We start from the raw sequence: 17039 nt of genomic DNA, 5'->3' as shown, positions 1-17039 counted from the left end.
GCTGCGCGGGTGTCAGTCCTCGTCGGTCACTGCCGGCTGGACCCGCGTCTGCTCGGCCGCCTCGTCCTGCGACACTGCCGTTGCCGACTCCGGCGAGTGGATGCCGGTCTGCAGGGAGAAGTCGGCGCCGGCGAACGACGCGACGATGTCACGCAGCTGTGCGAGCTGGGTGACGACGGCGTCGCGGCGACGCTGCACGTGGTCGAGGTCGGTGCGTGCCTGGGCGGTCTGGCGATCGACGTCCGCCGTGGCGTCGGTGACCGTCTTCTCCGCTTGGACCTTCGCGTTGGACAGGATCTGGTCGGACTCGCGGCGGGCCCGGGCGATCAGCCTGTCGGCCTCCTCGGCGGTCTCGTCGCGCAGGCGGTTGGCCTCGACGACTGCCTCGCTGGCCCGCTTCTCGGCCGCAGACGCACGCTCCTCGGCCTCCTGGACAAGCTTGCGGGTCTCCTCGGCCGCGCCCTCGTGTGCCTCAGATGCCTCGCGGGTAAGGCGTTCCTTCTCAACGGCCAGTACGCGTCGAGCCTCGGTCACCTCGCGGTCGGCCCCGGCGCGGATCTTCTCGGCCTCACGCTTGGTGCTCGTCAGGAGGTCGTTCGACTCCTGCTCGGCGGCGAGTCGTAGCTGGCTCGCCTCGCGCTCGGCCGACGCCCGGATGTCGGCGGATTCGGACTTGGCGAGCGAACGCTCCTGCTGCGCCTCCGAGATGAGCCGCTCGCGCCGCTCCTCGATCTCCTTGAGCTGGACCGTGCGTACGTCCTCGGCCTCCTGCGCCGCCCGAGCACGCAGCGCCGCCGCGTCGCTCTCGGCGAGCCGGCGTACCTCCTCGGCGGACTTGTTGGCCTTGACGACGACCTCGTCGGCCTGCTGCTCGGCGAGTCCGAGGATCTCGGCGGCCCGGCCGCCCAGCCCGGTGTACGTCGGCTCCTCGACCTCCTTGAGCTGCTTCTTCAGCCGCTCGATCTCCCGGCGCAGCGAGTCGGCCTCGGACTGCGATGCCTTGGCTTCACCGGCCGCCCGCTCGACCTCGGTGGATTGCCTCTGCAGGTACTGGTCGACCGCGTCACGGTCGTAACCACCGCGGCGAACCACGGGGAATGCGTCGCCGACGCCCGGCGTCGACGAAGGAGCCGGGCCGGAGCCCTGCTGGTTACCCGAGGACTCGAAGATGGACAGCCCTTGCTGATCTGACATTTATTACCTCTGGCGCGATGAGTGTGTGAACTATTGAATTTGGAACGGGTGCAATGATGGTGATCACAGGTTAGCGCGTCCACGATGCGATCCGTCAGGGCGAGCAAGGGGGTACGTCCATGGGTGCGATCAATGATGCTGTCATGGGCATTGCCGGCTCGCCGTGGATCGGGCTTGTCCTCCTCCTCGTGTGCATGGGCGACAGCTTCCTGCCCGCCGTGCCCAGCGAGTCTCTCGTCGTTGCGATCGGGTCGCTGTCGGCATCGACGGGCGACCCGTCGCTGTGGGTGATCGTGCCGTGCGCCGCACTCGGCGCCGTCGCCGGAGACGTCTCCGTGTACGCGGTTGGCCGCGTGATCGGAACCGACCGGTTCGGGTGGATGCGTACTCCAAGAGTCGTGCGCGTGGTCTCATGGGCGCGCGAGGGCCTGGACCGGCGGGGTGCCTTGTTGATACTGACAGGACGCAATATTCCGGTTGTGCGCATCGCCGTCAACCTTGTCGCCGGAGCCACCAGATATCCGCCGCGTCGCTATCTCCCGTTGGCCGTGACGGCCTGTGTGCTCTGGGCGATCTATCTCGCCGTGGTCGGCGCGGCGGCCGGCCGGCTCACGGGAGACCGCCCCGTGCTCGGCGCCGCGGTCGCGATCGCCGTCGCCCTCGTCCTCGGCTACCTGATCGACGTCGTCAGCCGGCGGGTGCTCGGTGCTCCCGACACGCGCGACGACGAGCCGGCGAGCGACACCACTGAGCTGGTCTGCGACCGCGAGGGCTGATCAGCCCCAACGGCTCAGCGCGGCGAGTCGGTCCAGCCCGGAGCGCGTCTGAGACCGCAACCGGTCGACCGCGTCATCCAGCTCGTCGGACCGGCCATGGTCGGGCGGGATACGTGCCGGATTGAGCGGGACGCGGTTGGCCCACGCCGCGATGTCGGGCTCGGACCCGAACGCCATCGTCGCCCGAGTGCCATGGGCGTTCATCGCCGCCCAATCGGCCGGCGTGTCGGAGTAGGGCGTCGGCGGGCACAACCGGTTCTTCTCCCCATCGTCGGTGCGCGTCGCCTCGACGTACCCGGCGAGTGCGGCACCGAAGCAGGGGAAGCCCGCGCGGATCGGCTGCAGGGTGATCACCGACGGCCGCCAGATCGGTACCAGCGGCGCGTACTGCAATCCGGATGCAGCGCAATGCACGACGACGGCGTCCTCGGCGATCGTGACCGACCCGTCGGCGAGGATCACCCGTCCGCGTTCGACCAGCCGGACGCGGCCCAGCCGTACGACGTGCTCGATGGTGCGAAGGAGGTCCAGCTCCCAGGTGGCGAGTGTCGGCGTCTTCGCCATCGTCGGCGTCACCGAACGGTCGATGCGGACCACGACGCCCGCGGCCTCCATCCGGAGGAACAGGTCGTGCGGAGAGGTCGCAGCGACCGCGGCGTCCATGACGTCCGCGGCCATCCCGAGGAACACGGCCGGATCGGGCTGGATCAAGGCCCGGTTCAGCATCCACGGATCGCGGGGGCGGACCCAGCAGATCGCATCGGGGTCAACCCCGGCGGTCAGGAGCCAGATGCACACATCCGTCGCCGTCTTGCCCGAGCCGAGGACCACGTACTGACTCGCGGCTTCGGTCAGCCGGGCAAGGTCGTTCACCGGGATCACGCGGGCGTCGCCGGCTACCGCGAACGGCGCAGGCGTACGTGCCGGAATATCGGGAGCGAGGTAGCGGGCGTCGACTATCCGGCACCGCTGCGACACGGCGACGTGCTCGCCGGAGATGCGCGAGACGATCTGACGATCTCCGACGTAATCGCAGTTGGCGAGCAACTCGACCCTTCCCGACTCGAGCATCCGGTTGGTCAGGACGTGCTGGTAGTAGGCGCAGATCTCCGCGACCGTTGCGCGCTCCTGCAGGCCGGTCTCCGGTCCGCGATCCTGCACGTGGCCGTGTCCGAGGAGCGTCGACGCCACGCCGTAGAACGCGGACGCCTGGTGCAGGCGTACGAACGGATACGCGTCGAGCCAGTGGCCACCCACGTCGTGGCGCCGGTCGACCATGGCCACACGTACGTCAGCGTGATCGACCAGCGCATCGGTGAATGCCATCCCGGTGGCGCCGGCCCCGACCACGAGATAGTCGGCATCGACGGTGTGCGCCACAGCTCAACGAAAGCACGATGGCCGCGGCCTGTCCGCGGATCGCCGAGATCGCGCCCGGAAGCGGCTGGTCCGATCGGCCCTCAGTCCGGTGCCCCGAAGAGGCCGTCGAACACGATCGCCATCGCGGCGACGCCGCCGCTGCGATGGGTGTACGCCGCATGTGCGGCTGCGATCACCGCGGCCAGGGCGGCCTGGTCCAGCTCCGGAGACACGGCCCCGGCGTCCTTCGCGGCGCGCAGGAGGTGGCCGAGCTCGCGATCGAGGTCGGCCACCGGCTCGGCAACCGCACGCTCGATCTCGCCGGCCGACCCTCCCAGGCGGTGGGAGAGCTCATGTGCCTCTGCGCCGGCCACGACGACCTGCTCGAGGAACGTGCGGAGCGCCGTGCCCGGGCTCGAAGCCGAGGCGCACTCCCGTGCGGTGGACAGTACGTCCGCGACCGCGCGGTTAGTCTCGTCCCATCCCTTCTATCACGACCTATGAGGACACCATGCCGATCACCGTTGCCGATCGACTCGCGATCCACGAGCTCATCTCTCTCCACGGCCATCTCGCCGACGACGGTCGGCCCGAAGGCATCACAGACCTCATGACGGTGGACGGGGCGTACGACGTCACCGACTACGGGCTCGGAGTCGTCACGGGGATCGACGCACTGGTCGACCTCTTCCGGGCTGCGCCCGGAGCGCAGCCTCGAGGACATCACGTCACGAACGTGATCGTGACCGACCTCCCTGGTTCCGATGACTCGGCCACGGTCCGTTCGAAAGGACTCTCGGTGATGCCGGACGGCAGCGCCGGCACGGTCGGGTACGAGGACGAGGTCGTCCGCACCTCCGACGGCTGGCGGATCAGCCGCCGCACGGTGGTCCGTCGGTAGCGCAGAAGCTCAGACCCCGCGGAAGCGGTTGATCCCCTCGAGGTGCTTGGCCCGCTTCTCGGGATCGCGTACGCCGAGCCCCTCCTCGGGAGCGAGGCAGAGCACGCCCACCTTGCCCTGGTGTGCGTTCCGGTGCACGTCGAGCGCCGCCTGGCCGGTCTCCGCGATCGGGTAGACCTTCGAGACGGTCGGGTGGATGAGGCCCTTGTCGATGAGCCGGTTCGCCTCCCACGCCTCGCGGTAGTTGGCGAAGTGCGAGCTGACGATGCGCTTGAGGTTCATCCACAGGTAGCGGTTGTCGTACTGGTGCATGTACCCGGACGTCGAGGCGCAGGTGACGATCGTTCCGCCCTTGCGGGCGACGAAGACGCTCGCCCCGAACGTCTCGCGTCCCGGATGCTCGAACACGATGTCGGGATCGTCGCCGCCGGTGAGCTCACGGATCTTGGCGCCGAGGCGTCGCCACTCCTTGGGGTCCTGGTTGTGCTCGTCCTTCCAGAACGCGTAGCCCTCCTCGGAACGGTCGATGATCAGCTCGGCGCCCATCTTGCGCACGATGGCGGCCTTCTGCGGCGACGAGACGACACACACCGGGGTAGCGCCGCCGTTGAGGGCCATCTGCGTCGCGTACGACCCGAGCCCTCCCGACGCGCCCCAGATCAGCACGGTGTCGCCCTGCTTCATGTCGGCCCCGTTGCGCGAGACGAGCTGGCGGTACGCCGTGGAGTTGACCAGGCCTGGGCTCGCCGCCTCCTCCCAGGACAGGTGACCCGGCTTCGGCATCAGCTGGTTCGCCTTGACGATCGCGAGCTCGGCGAGCCCGCCGAAGTTCGTCTCGAAGCCCCAGATCCGCTGCTCGGGGTCCATCATCGTGTCGTTGTGGCCGTCCGGGCTCTCCAGCTCGACGGAGAGGCAGTGCGCGACGACCTCCCGGCCCGGTTGCCAGCTGTGTACTCCCGGCCCGGTGCGGAGTACGACGCCCGCGAGATCGGAGCCCACCACGTGGTACGGCAGGTCGTGCCGCTCGGCGTACGGCGACGTGCGGCCGTACCGCTCGAGGAAGCCGAACGTGGAGAGCGGCTCGAAGATGCTCGTCCATACGGTGTTGTAGTTGATCGCGCTCGCCATCACGGCGACCAAGGCCTCGCCCGGCGCGAGCTCCGGCACCGGCACCTCATCGAGGTGGAGGCTCTCGCGGGGATCCTTGTCCTTGGACTCGCGGCCCGCGAACATGTCGACCTCGTCCTTGCGGACGGTGATGCCGCGATAGGTCTTCGGTACCTCGAGCGCGGCGAAGTCGGCAGCCGTCGTGCCGTCGGCCATGATCGCGTCGAGAATCTGTTGCACGGGGAACTCCAAGGGTCGGCGTGATTGGCGCGAGCGTACCGGCGAGTAGCCAACCGTGCAGCGTTGTGTGATGGACCTCGCAACCGCGGCGGTCGGGTCAGCGAACCGATGCCGGGACGCGTTCGCGCTCGCGGTCGGGAATGCCCGTGGTGTCGTCCAGCCGGAGGGCGAGCATGCCCCGCATCGCCTGTCGGGCCGGCTGTTCGATGAAGCGGAACAGCAGGTACGCGACCCCGATGATGACGGCGAGCATCGCCACCTCGCCGGCCCATGCCCACAGCGGCTTCGCCGCGGCCCACCCGTAGTGCTTGGCGAGGTCTCGGTAGAACTCCAGCAACGTGGTGTGGATCAGGTAGAACGCGAACGAGATGCCGCCGCCGAGTACGAGGAGCCGCGTACTGAGCAGTGACTCGACGGGTCCCTTGCCGACGGCGAGGCACGCGATCAGTGGGATGAACAGCACGATCACGAACCCGCGCTGCCAGAGATTGTCACCGACGTACATGACCGCGAGCATCGCGGCGATCGTCACGATGGTTCCGACACCCGCCAAGCTGCGTTGGAAGTCCGAGAGCCTGAGGTTGCGGAGCGCGCCGAAGAGCAGCATTCCGGCGACGAACTCGCACAGGATCCGAATCACCCAGCCGTCGCCCCCGAAGCTCTCCTGAGTGACGTTCACGATCATCAGAGGCACGATCGCCATCGCGGTGAGACCGATCATGGTCCGCGTTCGGGCGACGTGCGCGACGCGCAGGACGACCAGTGCGAGCAGCGGGAACAGCAGGTACGCGAGCCACTCGGCCGACAGGGACCAACCGGGCCCCGCCCAGGTCTTGACTCGGTCGCCGGTGATCGACCACTCCTGGATGAGCACCAGCTGGCGGACGTACGCGCTGCCGGTCATCCGGTCGAGGTGGCCCGTGTCGAACCAGAAGTGCCGGACGACGACGATGGCGCCGCACAGGTGGATCGCCACGACGTACAGCGGCCAGATGCGCGCGAGCCGCGCCCAGATGAACCGCCCAGCGTCGCGGAACGAGAAGCGACCCCCGATGCGGTCGAGGTAGTTGAGGGCGAGGACGTAGCCGGACAGGATGAAGAACAGGTCGACTCCGCGGACGCCCGTCATCGCGACCGGTTGCCACAGGCTCCAGGAGTCCGGGAACTGATGCATCATCAGGTCGCGGTTGGCGCGCGTCAGGTGGTAGAGCGCGACCCAGAGCGCGGCGAAGAATCGCAGACCCGTCAGTGGGCGTACTTGCGCGACCCGCATTCCCCGACAACTCCTCGCCTGACGATCCGGCCACGGTACGTGCGCGGGTATTCGTTACCAAATCGACACCCCGGCAGCGGGTCGCCGGCGGACGTGGCGAAGGTACGCCTACGGCTTGGGCACCGCGGACAGCAGCTCGTCTCGGGCCCCGCGCAGGTAGTCCTCGAGATCGGTCGCCGCCTGCTCGTACTCCCGCGCCATCAGCAGCGACGCGATCCGGGCGTTCTGGTCGAGGTACGGCTCGTGGAACCGGTGTGGGTCGTTCATCAGATGGAAGACCAGACGCATCTCGGCGAGCACGAGCCCCATCTGAGTATCGAGCCGGGGACTCCGTGCGAGGGCGACGATCCCGCGATGGAAGTGCTGGTTGGCGCTGGCGACCGCGTTCCAGTTGCCGTCCGCCCGGCCCGCCCGGCCCTCGTCGACGGCCGCCTGGATGGCCGCGGCCCGGGTGTCGTCGGCCTCGGCCCGTCGTACCGATGCGGGTTCGATGATCATCCGCACCCGGTAGATGTCGGCGATGTCGTCCGCGTCGGGCCGTGCGACCAGCACGCCACGGTTGGGCTCGCGCACCAGGATTCGCTCGGAGACCAGCTGGCTCAGCGCCTCGCGCAGCGTGTTCCGGGACACCCCGAGCGCCGCGGCGAGCCGCTCCTCCGGAAGCCGGGTGCCCGAACGCAGACGACCCTCGGCCACCTGCTCGCGTACGACATTGGCGGCGCGTTCGGCGGAGGTGCTCATGATCGTGCGAGGCCGGTCGGCCAGTGCGCTGAGTACGGCGTCGACGTCCCCGTGGTCGCTCATGGCCCGAGGGTACCGCGCTGGTGGATTGTAGAATTGTTCAACGATCGCTACGATGTGACCCGCCTTACATCCGGGGGTGGACCCACAAAGGGAGCGGACATGAGTACGAACGAGAAGCAGGACGGCAGCGTGGTCGCCTCGGCGACCACCCGATCGGCCATCCTCGGTGCGGTATTCCTGATGGCGACCAGCGCGATCGGGCCGGGCTTCATCACCCAGACCACCGAGTTCACCGTGCGGTTGGGCGCCGCATTCGCGTTCGCGATCGTGGTGTCGATCGTGATCGACATCGCCGTCCAGCTGAACGTCTGGCGGGTGATCGGCGTCGCCGGCAAGCGCGCGCACGAGATCGCCAACGAGGTCTTGCCCGGGCTCGGCTATCTGCTGACCGCGCTGATCGTGCTCGGCGGACTCGTGTTCAACATCGGCAACACCGCGGGCACGGGCCTCGGCGCCGACGCGATGCTGGGGCTGGAGCCGAAGGTCGGCGGCGCCATCTCCGCGGCGATCGCGATCGCCATCTTCCTGAGCAAGCGGGCCGGTGTCGCGCTCGACCGGATCGTGGTCGTACTCGGCGTCCTGATGATCGCGCTCACCGCGTACGTCGCACTCACCTCGAGCCCGCCCGTCGGTGAAGCGATCCGCGAGTCGGTCGTCCCGTACGACTCCGGGGACGACTTCCTGGTGATCACTACGATCATCGGCGGTACGGTCGGCGGCTACATCACGTATGCGGGCGCGCATCGGCTGCTCGACTCCGGCGTGAGCGGTGTCGAGAACGTCCGCAACATCACCCGCAGCTCGGTCACCAGCATTCTGGTCACGGGTGTGATGCGCATCCTGCTGTTCCTCGCCATCCTCGGCGTCGTGGCGGGCGGCGTCGACCTGGCGGCCGGCAACCCGACCGCGAGCGCGTTCGAGTCCGCGACGGGCGAGGCGGGCATGCGGCTGTTCGGCATCATCTTGTGGGCCGCCAGCATCACCTCCGTGATCGGAGCCTCCTACACCTCGGTCTCGTTCCTGACCGTCGGCCGCACCTCGCCTCGGCTCCGGAACCTGCTGACGGTCGCCTTCATCCTGGTGACCTGTGTGATCTACCTGCTGATCGGCACGGCTCCGGTCAAGCTGTTGCTCTTCGCCGGCGCCTTCAACGGTTTGATCCTGCCCGTCGGGTTCGGCGCGTTGCTCTGGGCGGCCTGGCGACGACGCGACCTGTTGCGCGGCTACACGTACCCGATTTGGCTGTTGGTCGTCGGCCTGCTTGCCTGGCTGGTGAGCGCGTACCTGGCTTACGAGGCGATGAAAGAGTTGCAGAACCTATGACCACGATCGATCTGAACAGCGACGTCGGCGAGTCTTACGGCCGCTGGGTGCTCGGCGATGACGTGGCCATGCTGGACATCGTCACCAGCGCAAACGTGGCGTGCGGCTTCCACGCCGGCGACCCACCGACGCTGCGCGAGACGTGCCGGATCGCGGCGACGAATCGGGTCCGCATCGGCGCGCAGGTCGCGTACCACGACCTCGCCGGCTTCGGCCGCCGCTTCGTCGACGCGACGCCGGCCGAGCTCACCGACGATGTGCTGTACCAGATCGGTGCGCTCGAGGCGTTCGCGAAGGTCGCCGGGTCCGCCGTCGCGTACGTCAAGCCGCACGGGGCCTTGTACAACACCGCGGTGCACCACGACGAGCACGCGCGCGCCGTCGTCGAAGCCGTGCGCGCGTACGACCCGTCGCTGCCGGTGCTCGGGCTGCCGGGTTCGCGGTTGCTGGCCCGTGCCGACGCCGCGGGACTGCGCTCGGTACGCGAGGCGTTCGCCGACCGGGCGTACACGCCGGAGGCGACGCTGGTGAGCCGCCGGGAGCCGGGCGCGGTCCTCGACGACCCGCGGGTGGTCGCCGAGCGGGTGCTGGCGATGGTCTCCGGTGAGCCGATCGAGGCGATCGACGGCTCACTGGTACGGGTCGAGGCCGACTCGATCTGCGTGCACGGCGACTCGCCGGGCGCCGTTGCGATGGCCGCCGCCGTACGCGAGCGGCTCACCGAGCGCGGAGTCGAGATAGCGCCGTTCTCGTGACCCCACCCCTGCTGCCGTACGGTGATCGCGCCCTGCTCGCCGAGTTCGACGACATCGCCGAGGTGATCGCGTGGTCGGATGCGCTGCGGGCCGCGGAGGTCGACGAGGTCGACGACGTCGTACCCGCCGCACGTACGGTGCTGGTGGTCGGCCGCTCCGGCGTCGACCAGGCGGCACTCGCCCGACGGCTGCAGGCGGTCGAGCCCGTTGCGGGAGCCGACGAGGGCCGAATCGCGCCGCCGACGGTCGAGATCCCGGTGCGCTACGACGGTCCCGATCTTGCCGATGTCGCGGAGCTGACCGGTCTGTCGCAACGCGAGGTCGTACGCGCGCACACGCAGACGCCGTGGCGAGTCGCATTCGGAGGATTCGCGCCGGGGTTCGCGTACCTCGGCGGGGGAGACTCCGCACTGCGGGTTGCGCGGCGAGACGAGGCTCGTACGACGGTTCCGGCCGGCTCGGTCGGGCTGGCCGGTGAGTTCAGTGGCATCTACCCGCGGTCGTCCCCGGGTGGTTGGCAGCTGATCGGCACGACCGACGAGGTGCTGTGGGACCTCGACCGCGATCCGCCGGCATTGCTCATGCCCGGTTGCGTTGTGCGGTTCACGGAGGAGCAATGAGCCACAGCCTCGAGGTCGTACGCCCAGGGCCGCTCGCCCTGGTCGAAGACGCCGGCCGACCGGGCATGGCCCAGATCGGGGTCGGCGTCTCGGGCGCCGCCGACCGGCGCTCGTACGACCTCGCCAACCGGCTCGTCGGCAACACCACCGGCGCGGCAGCGATCGAGGTGACGCTCGGCGGCCTGGAGGTCGTCGCCGGAGGCGACCTCTGGATCACGCTGACGGGTGCGCAGGCGCCGATGGGCATCGACGGCCGGGCGGTGCCCGCGTACTCCGTCGAGCCGCTGCGCAGGGGTGAGCGGCTGGCCATCGGTACGCCCGAGTCGGGACTCCGCTCGTACCTCGCGGTCAGGGGCGGCATCGACGTGCCGGCAGTCCTCGGGTCGAGGAGCGCGGACCTGTTGTCCGCGATCGGGCCGCAACCTCTGCAACCGGGTGACGTGCTGGCGATCGGCGACGCCAGTGGGGCCTTCCCGTCGGTCGACCTCGCGCCCCCGCCCCGGCGCCCGACGGAGCCCGTCGTCCTTCGGGCCGTACGCGGACCACGCGATGCACGGATCAAGAATCCGGAGCAGCTCGTCGAGACCACGTGGACGTCGTCGGATCGCAGCAACCGGATCGGCATGCGACTCGACGGTGCCGCGCTGCTGGCCGACGACGAGGCAGGTCAGCTGCCGAGCGAGGGTGCCTGGCGCGGGGCGATCCAGGTGCCCCCGGGTGGGCAGCCCGTGCTGTTCCTCGCCGACCATCCCGTCACCGGCGGCTACCCGGTGCTCGCGGTGGTCGCCGACGCCGACGTCGACCGTGCCGCACAGGTACGGCCGGGTGAGTCGATCCGGTTCGAATGGTGGGAATCCCCAAGCACCCAAGGAGGGCGGCAATGACCGACGTGGCGACGATGACTCCGACGGACGCCCGCCGACGGTTCCGCGACGGCCATGTCGCGCCCACGACGGGATGGTGCGACGGGTGGACGCAGGCGAACCTGCTGGCGGTACCGGAGGCGCTCGCGTGGGACTTCCTGCTGTTCGCGCAGCGCAACCCGAAGCCGTGCCCAGTACTCGATGTCCTCGACGCCGGTGAGACCGCCGGCCCGCTGCTGGACGGCGATATCCGCACCGACGTCCCTCGCTACCGCGTGTACGTCGACGGCGAACTCGTCGACGAGCCGACCGATGTGACGCGATGGTGGCAAGCAGACCTCGTGTCGTTCCTGGTCGGCTGCAGCTTCACCTTCGAGGCGGCGCTTCGCGAGGAGTCCGTGCCGGTGCGACACATCGAGCAGGGTACGAACGTACCGATGTATCGCACGTCCGTACGCTGTCGCGCAGCCGGCGCGGTTTCCGGCCCGCTGGTGGTGTCGATGCGGCCGGTGCCCGCCGATCTCGTCGCGGCTGCCGTGCGGGTGACGTCGCGGTATCCGTCCGTACACGGCGCACCGGTGCACGTCGGTGATCCGGATGCGCTCGGCATCGCCGACCTCGACCGTCCGGACTTCGGCGATGTCGTACGCCTCGAGCCGGGTGACGTTCCGGTGTTCTGGGCATGCGGAGTCACCCCGCAGGCGGCGGTGATGGAGTCGCGACCGAGCCTCGCGATCGCTCATGCTCCCGGTCACATGCTGGTGACCGACGCGCGAAACTCCGCGTACCAGGTGCCCTAGGCGCCGGCCGGCTCGACCAGCTCGCAGTGCTCTTGGTCGCGCTCGCCGCTACGCTCCTTCGTCGCTGCGCGGCTCGACCAGCTCGCAGTGCTCTTGGTCGCGCTCGCCGCTACGCTGCTTCGTCGCTGCGCGGCTCGACCAGCTCGCAGTGCTCTTGGTCGCGCTCGCCGCTACGCTCCTTCGTCGCTGCGCGGCTCGACCAGCTCCACCAGAACTCCACCCGCATCCTTGGGGTGCACGAAGTTGACCCGGCTGTCGGACGTACCCCGCTTCGGCTCGTCGTACAACAGGCGCACGCCCTTGTCGCGCAGCGTCTCGGAGACGGCGTCGATGTCCGACACCCGGTACGCGAGCTGCTGGATGCCCGGGCCGTGCCGGTCGAGGAACTTCGCGATCGTCGAACCCTCGCGCAGCGGCGCGAGGAGCTGGATGCAGGAGCCCGAGTCGCCCACCGCGAGCATCGCCTCGCGTACGCCCTGCTCCTCGTTGGTCTCCTCGTGCACCGAGTGCAGCCCGAACGTCGACGCGTAGAACTCCTTGGCGGCGTCGATGTCCGCGACGGCGATGCCGACGTGGTCGATGGCGAGCAGCATGTCGGATGGAACCATGACAGCAACATAGGCGCACGGCGCCGGCACGGCCATCGCCGGTGAACGTGATGTATCGCACGACCCTGTCCCGTCGACGGCGTCGGTCGTTACGATGCGTAGAGGTCCGCGCGACCTCTAAAAGGCCACCCGAGGAGATTGCGATGCCCGAATCCACCACATCCGTCATCGTCGCCGGCGCGCGTACGCCGATCGGCCGCCTGCTCGGCGGCTTGAAGGCGCAGTCCGCGGCCGACCTCGGCGGTGTCGCGATCAAGGGCGCCCTCGAGCGCGCAGGTGTCGACCCCACATCGGTCGAGTACGTGATCATGGGCCAGGTCCTGCAGGCGGGTGCCGGTCAGGTTCCGGCCCGACAGGCCGCCGCGAATGCGGGCATCCCGCTGAACACCCCGGCGATCTCGATCAACAAGGTGTGCCTGTCGGGCATCAACGCGATCGCGATGGCCGACCAGCTGATCCGCGCAGGCGAGCACGAGATCATCGTCGCCGGTGGGCAGGAGTCCATGACCCAGGCGCCGCACCTGCTGCCGAAGTCGCGCGAGGGCACGAAGTACGGCGACGCGACGCTGGTCGACCACATGGCGTACGACGGCCTGTGGGACGCCCTCACCGACCAGGCGATGGGCAGCCTCACCGAGGAGTGCAACACCGCCGGCCTGCAGCTCACCCGTGAGGAGCAGGACGAGTTCAGCGCGCGGTCGCACCAGCGTGCGGCCGAGGCGCAGAAGAACGGCGTCTTCGACGAGGAGATCGTGCCGGTCGAGATCCCGTCCCGTCGCGGAGACCCCGTCGTCGTCTCGGCCGACGAGGGCATCCGCGGCGACACCACGACGGAGTCGCTCGGGAAGCTACGCCCCGCATTCGCCAAGGACGGCACGATCACCGCCGGCTCCGCATCGCAGATCTCCGATGGCGCCGCGGCCGTTGTCGTCATGAGCAGGAGCCGCGCCGAGCAGCTCGGCCTGACCTGGATCGCGGAGATCGGCGCATCAGGAGTCGTCGCGGGCCCCGACTCGACGCTGCAGATGCAGCCCGCCAATGCGATCGCGAAGGCGTGCGCCAAGGAGGGCATCGATCCGTCCGACCTCGAGCTGGTCGAGATCAACGAGGCGTTCGCCGCCGTTGGCATCGCGAGCGCGCGTGAGCTCGGCATCGACGTCGACCGGGTCAACGTGAACGGTGGCGCGATCGCGCTCGGGCATCCGATCGGTATGAGCGGCGCCCGGATCACCCTGCACCTCGCGCTCGAGCTCGGCCGCCGCGGCGGCGGCGTCGGCGCGGCGGCACTGTGCGGCGGTGGCGGTCAGGGCGACGCGCTCATCGTCCGCGTTCCCCGTCGCTGAGCAGATGCCCGGAGGGCAGGTGCCCGACGTCGCGGATCTGGTCGAGCGGGCGCGTACCGGCGACGCGCGCGCCGTCGGCCGGCTGATCACGCTCGTAGAGCAGGAGTCCCCGCTGCTGCGCGAGATCACGGCGTTGCTCGCTCCCCATGCGGGGCGGGCCCACGTGGTCGGGGTGACCGGGGCGCCCGGCGTCGGGAAGTCCACGTCCACGTCGGCGTTGGTGTCTGCGCTCCGCGGGGCAGGCCATCGCGTTGGCGTACTCGCCGTCGACCCGTCGTCGCCCTTCTCCGGTGGAGCTCTGCTCGGTGACCGGATCCGAATGCAGGTCCACGCGACCGACCCCGACGTCTTCGTACGCTCCATGGCGACGCGTGGCCAGCTCGGCGGGCTGTCGCTGGCGACGCCGCAGGCACTGCGGGTTCTCGACGCCGCGGGGTGCGACACCGTGATCGTCGAGACCGTCGGCGTCGGCCAGTCGGAGATCGAGGTCGCCGGGCTCGCCGACACGACGATCGTGCTGCTGGCTCCGGGCATGGGTGACGGAGTCCAGGCGGCCAAGGCCGGCATCCTCGAGATCGGCGACATCTATGTGGTCAACAAGGCCGATCGCGAGGGTGCGAGCGAGGTACGCCGCGACCTGCGCACCATGCTCGCCCCGAGCTCGCGGCCGACCGAGGCGTGGAAACCACCGATCCTGCTGACGACGGCCAACACGGGGGAGGGCGTCGACGAGGTCGCCGCGCGGGTGGACGCGCATCACCGTTGGCTGGATACCCACGGCGAGCTGCAACGCCGGCGAGCCCGGCGTACACGAGACGAGATCGAGGCGATTGCCCTTGCGTCATTGCGGTCCCGGCTCGCGCGTGTCAATGTTGGCCGCGACATGGACGACCTGGCACACTCGGTGCTCGCACGCGAGAGCGACCCGTACTCCGCAGCCGACGTACTTCTCGAGGCCGTCATGCACAGGGACACCTGATCGCATTCGGTACGCGCGGCGCGCCTGAACGGTGTGGCGGAGCGATCTCGCTATAAAGAGCGTGCACACTTGTGTTCACGCACGGACCTGGACTGGAGCTATGAACGGCCTCATCAAGAAAGCGATCTTGATCCTGATCGTGGGCTTCTTGCTGTACTACCTGTTCACCCGCCCAGGTCAGTCGGCTGACTTCCTCCAGGGCATCGTGGATGCGATCGTTGAGGGCTTCAACCAGGTCGTGAACTTCTTCGAGCGTCTCGCGTCGTGAGCTAAGTCCTCGTGCTCCGCCATCTCCTGGGGCTGCTACCCGAACAGAAGATCCAACAACACCTGTTGGCCGACGAGGGCGAGCACGTGATCGACATCGTCGAGCATCACTGGGTCGCGTACATCCGCGGCATCGTCTTCCTGCTCGGTGGGGTGGTCGCGCTCGTGGTCGCCGTCATCGGCCCGATCGAGCTCGGCTGGTTCTTCCTGCTCGTCGGTTTCGGGCTGCTGCTGTTCGGCGGATACCGCATGATGCGTGAGCACATGGACCTGTTCGTGATCACGAACATGCGCGTGTTCCGCGCGAGCGGCGTCTTCACCCAGAAGGTCGCAACGATGCCGATCGCGCGAATCCTCGACATCACGGTCAACAAGCCGTTCATCGGCCGCATTCTCGGCTACGGGCACTTCGTGTTCGAGTCCGCCGCGCAGGAGCAGGGCCTGCGTGACATCCGCGCGATCGGCGATCCCGATGCGCGAAACCTCACGATCCAGAGCGTCGTCCAGCGTTCCGGCCTGCGCGGCCCCAAGCAGGGCATCTAGGGCGGCGACGAAGGAATCTGCGTTTGGCCGCACCGTCCGAGCCAAAGGCAGATTCCTTCACCCTCACCGACCGTTCGACCCGATGGTGTCGAACACCCCGCCACCTATCTGAACGACGCCGCAACCGACGCCGACCGGTCGGCGGGTGGGCCACTGTCGCCAGGTGCCGAGCGCATCCATGGCTACGGCGGCGACGGCACACCCGAGATCCCCGAGTTCACGATCTGCGAGGTCGCCGACGTACTCGACATCACCTGCCGCCTCCCGATGCTCTATCTGGCGCTGCAAGACGGACGCCTCGACCTACGACGGTTGCGGGAGGTGGCGGCCGCGACCCGTGAGATGTCCGAGGTGCAGGCCCGCGAGGCCGGCACTACGCAGTCACCGCCGGCACGACCACCCGCCTCGACACCCGACCCCTTGACTGGACCGCACACAACAACGCCGCATAACGGCGACGCCGGGTCTGCCCGAATAGCGTTGCCCGCGCGGCCGGAACGCGCCATGACGCGACCCACCGACCGGCCGGTTTCCGGGAGGCGTTGGACGTCGTGTCATCCGAACCTGGCCGCTTTGGAGACGCAACACTAGTCGGACGTCCCGTCGGCGAGCTTGAGCCAGACGACACCGGCGATGACGACGCTGAGCCAGCCGACCTTCGCGAGGCTCAGGCTCTCGTTGAAGAACATTGGTCCGAGCAGTGCTGCACCGGCCGCCCCGATGCCGGCCCATACTGCGTAGCCGATCCCGACGTCGATGGTGCGCAGCGCGACGCTGAGGGCGTACAGCGTGAGCAGGAAGAACACAACCGCGACGAGCGACCACGACAGAACGGTGAAGCCGTCGCTGCCACCGACGGACAGCGCGTAGCCGACCTCGAAGAGTCCAGCGAGGAGCAGCACGACCCACGCGTTCGTGCCGGAGCGGGTACGGGTGATCGTCGACATGTGCTCACGCGCCCCCGCTGAGCTGGAGGCCGACCACTCCGCCGATGACTATGGCGATCCCGAGCGCCTTGCGCCAGTCGAGTCGCTGGCCGAAGAGCAGGGCTCCGAGAAGGCTGATGCCGACACCCGCGATAGACGTCCACATGGCGTACCCGGTGCCGACGTCGAAGGTCAGCAATGCCCTGCTCAGGAAGTACGTGGCGATGCCACCGCTGGCGAGGGTCGCGGCGGTCCACCCGCGATGGGTGAAGCCGTGCGCCCGACTGGCCGCGATGGCGACGGTGATCTCGAAGACGACGGCAATGCCGAGGTGTATCCAGTGCACTTCAACCTCCTT

The 17039-nt window shown here is 68.9% G+C and carries 21 protein-coding genes; 11 read left to right on the top strand and 10 right to left on the bottom strand.

Annotation, left to right across the window (positions count from 1 at the left end; translation table 11 throughout):
* Positions 1-12: 12 nt before the first annotated feature.
* Positions 13-1194: a hypothetical protein gene (locus L0C25_RS02400; protein WP_271634787.1), complete on the bottom strand. Its 1182-nt coding sequence runs from the start codon at positions 1192-1194 to the stop codon at positions 13-15.
* 119 nt (positions 1195-1313) lie between these two features.
* Between L0C25_RS02400 and L0C25_RS02395 the strand changes: the two genes are divergently transcribed.
* Positions 1314-1970, top strand: a complete 657-nt coding sequence (locus L0C25_RS02395) for a DedA family protein (RefSeq protein WP_271634786.1) — start codon at positions 1314-1316, stop codon at positions 1968-1970.
* Here the strand turns inward: L0C25_RS02395 and L0C25_RS02390 are convergent, their stop codons facing one another.
* Positions 1971-3350 carry an NAD(P)-binding protein gene (locus tag L0C25_RS02390; RefSeq protein ID WP_271634785.1) on the bottom strand — a complete coding sequence of 460 codons (1380 nt, stop codon included), beginning with the start codon at positions 3348-3350 and terminating at the stop codon, positions 1971-1973.
* An 80-nt stretch (positions 3351-3430) separates the two neighbouring features.
* Positions 3431-3778 (bottom strand): SbtR family transcriptional regulator, encoded by a 348-nt coding sequence (locus L0C25_RS02385; protein WP_333908588.1) that lies wholly within the window; start codon positions 3776-3778, stop codon positions 3431-3433.
* A 62-nt stretch (positions 3779-3840) separates the two neighbouring features.
* Between L0C25_RS02385 and L0C25_RS02380 the strand changes: the two genes are divergently transcribed.
* Positions 3841-4230, top strand: a complete 390-nt coding sequence (locus tag L0C25_RS02380) for a nuclear transport factor 2 family protein (protein ID WP_271634783.1) — start codon at positions 3841-3843, stop codon at positions 4228-4230.
* A 9-nt stretch (positions 4231-4239) separates the two neighbouring features.
* Here the strand turns inward: L0C25_RS02380 and ccrA are convergent, their stop codons facing one another.
* From ccrA to L0C25_RS02365, 3 genes are all read right to left on the bottom strand, one after another.
* Positions 4240-5577, bottom strand: a complete 1338-nt coding sequence (ccrA, locus tag L0C25_RS02375; RefSeq protein ID WP_271634782.1) for a crotonyl-CoA carboxylase/reductase — start codon at positions 5575-5577, stop codon at positions 4240-4242.
* Between the two features lie 97 nt (positions 5578-5674).
* Entirely contained in the window at positions 5675-6850 is a 1176-nt protein-coding gene (locus tag L0C25_RS02370) for an acyltransferase family protein (protein WP_271634781.1), read from the bottom strand.
* A 108-nt stretch (positions 6851-6958) separates the two neighbouring features.
* Positions 6959-7654 carry a GntR family transcriptional regulator gene (locus tag L0C25_RS02365; protein ID WP_271634780.1) on the bottom strand — a complete coding sequence of 232 codons (696 nt, stop codon included), beginning with the start codon at positions 7652-7654 and terminating at the stop codon, positions 6959-6961.
* 99 nt (positions 7655-7753) lie between these two features.
* Between L0C25_RS02365 and L0C25_RS02360 the strand changes: the two genes are divergently transcribed.
* The 5 genes from L0C25_RS02360 to L0C25_RS02340 are packed head-to-tail and all read left to right on the top strand — an operon-like array spanning position 7754 to position 12015.
* On the top strand, positions 7754-8977 hold the full coding sequence (locus L0C25_RS02360) for an NRAMP family divalent metal transporter (RefSeq protein WP_271634779.1): 1224 nt from the start codon (positions 7754-7756) through the stop codon (positions 8975-8977).
* Positions 8974-9732 (top strand): LamB/YcsF family protein, encoded by a 759-nt coding sequence (locus L0C25_RS02355; RefSeq protein ID WP_271634778.1) that lies wholly within the window; start codon positions 8974-8976, stop codon positions 9730-9732. The genes L0C25_RS02360 and L0C25_RS02355 overlap by 4 nt, the downstream gene beginning before the upstream one ends.
* Positions 9729-10352 (top strand): 5-oxoprolinase subunit B family protein, encoded by a 624-nt coding sequence (locus L0C25_RS02350; protein ID WP_271634777.1) that lies wholly within the window; start codon positions 9729-9731, stop codon positions 10350-10352. Before L0C25_RS02355 ends, L0C25_RS02350 begins: the two co-directional genes overlap by 4 nt.
* Positions 10349-11236 (top strand): 5-oxoprolinase subunit C family protein, encoded by an 888-nt coding sequence (locus tag L0C25_RS02345; protein WP_271634776.1) that lies wholly within the window; start codon positions 10349-10351, stop codon positions 11234-11236. The genes L0C25_RS02350 and L0C25_RS02345 overlap by 4 nt, the downstream gene beginning before the upstream one ends.
* The gene (locus tag L0C25_RS02340; protein ID WP_271634775.1) at positions 11233-12015 is read left to right on the top strand and encodes a putative hydro-lyase; all 783 of its coding nucleotides are present in this window, start codon (positions 11233-11235) and stop codon (positions 12013-12015) included. The genes L0C25_RS02345 and L0C25_RS02340 overlap by 4 nt, the downstream gene beginning before the upstream one ends.
* Before the next feature lie 170 nt (positions 12016-12185).
* Here the strand turns inward: L0C25_RS02340 and mce are convergent, their stop codons facing one another.
* A complete protein-coding gene (gene mce, locus L0C25_RS02335) occupies positions 12186-12623 on the bottom strand; it encodes a methylmalonyl-CoA epimerase (RefSeq protein ID WP_271634773.1) in 438 nt (145 codons plus the stop codon).
* Positions 12624-12766: 143 nt separating this feature from the next.
* Between mce and L0C25_RS02330 the strand changes: the two genes are divergently transcribed.
* The 4 genes from L0C25_RS02330 (at position 12767) to L0C25_RS02315 (ending at position 15755) form a co-directional block, all read left to right on the top strand.
* Entirely contained in the window at positions 12767-13966 is a 1200-nt protein-coding gene (locus L0C25_RS02330; protein WP_271634772.1) for an acetyl-CoA C-acetyltransferase, read from the top strand.
* 4 nt (positions 13967-13970) lie between these two features.
* On the top strand, positions 13971-14945 hold the full coding sequence (gene meaB / locus L0C25_RS02325) for a methylmalonyl Co-A mutase-associated GTPase MeaB (RefSeq protein WP_271634771.1): 975 nt from the start codon (positions 13971-13973) through the stop codon (positions 14943-14945).
* A 100-nt stretch (positions 14946-15045) separates the two neighbouring features.
* Entirely contained in the window at positions 15046-15213 is a 168-nt protein-coding gene (locus L0C25_RS02320) for a hypothetical protein (protein ID WP_271634769.1), read from the top strand.
* An 11-nt stretch (positions 15214-15224) separates the two neighbouring features.
* Positions 15225-15755: a PH domain-containing protein gene (locus L0C25_RS02315; protein WP_271634768.1), complete on the top strand. Its 531-nt coding sequence runs from the start codon at positions 15225-15227 to the stop codon at positions 15753-15755.
* Positions 15756-15818: 63 nt separating this feature from the next.
* On the opposite strand, the gene L0C25_RS02310 is transcribed toward L0C25_RS02315, so the two are convergent.
* From L0C25_RS02310 to L0C25_RS02300, 3 genes are all read right to left on the bottom strand, one after another.
* Positions 15819-16043 carry a hypothetical protein gene (locus L0C25_RS02310; RefSeq protein ID WP_271634767.1) on the bottom strand — a complete coding sequence of 75 codons (225 nt, stop codon included), beginning with the start codon at positions 16041-16043 and terminating at the stop codon, positions 15819-15821.
* 299 nt (positions 16044-16342) lie between these two features.
* The gene (locus tag L0C25_RS02305; RefSeq protein WP_271634766.1) at positions 16343-16702 is read right to left on the bottom strand and encodes a DMT family transporter; all 360 of its coding nucleotides are present in this window, start codon (positions 16700-16702) and stop codon (positions 16343-16345) included.
* A gap of 4 nt (positions 16703-16706) precedes the next feature.
* A complete protein-coding gene (locus L0C25_RS02300) occupies positions 16707-17027 on the bottom strand; it encodes a DMT family transporter (RefSeq protein ID WP_271634765.1) in 321 nt (106 codons plus the stop codon).
* Positions 17028-17039 lie beyond the last annotated feature (12 nt).

The sequence above is a fragment of the Solicola gregarius genome, assembly GCF_025790165.1.
Lineage (GTDB): Bacteria > Actinomycetota > Actinomycetes > Propionibacteriales > Nocardioidaceae > Solicola > Solicola gregarius.
This window is presented reverse-complemented; position numbering and strand designations above follow the sequence as displayed.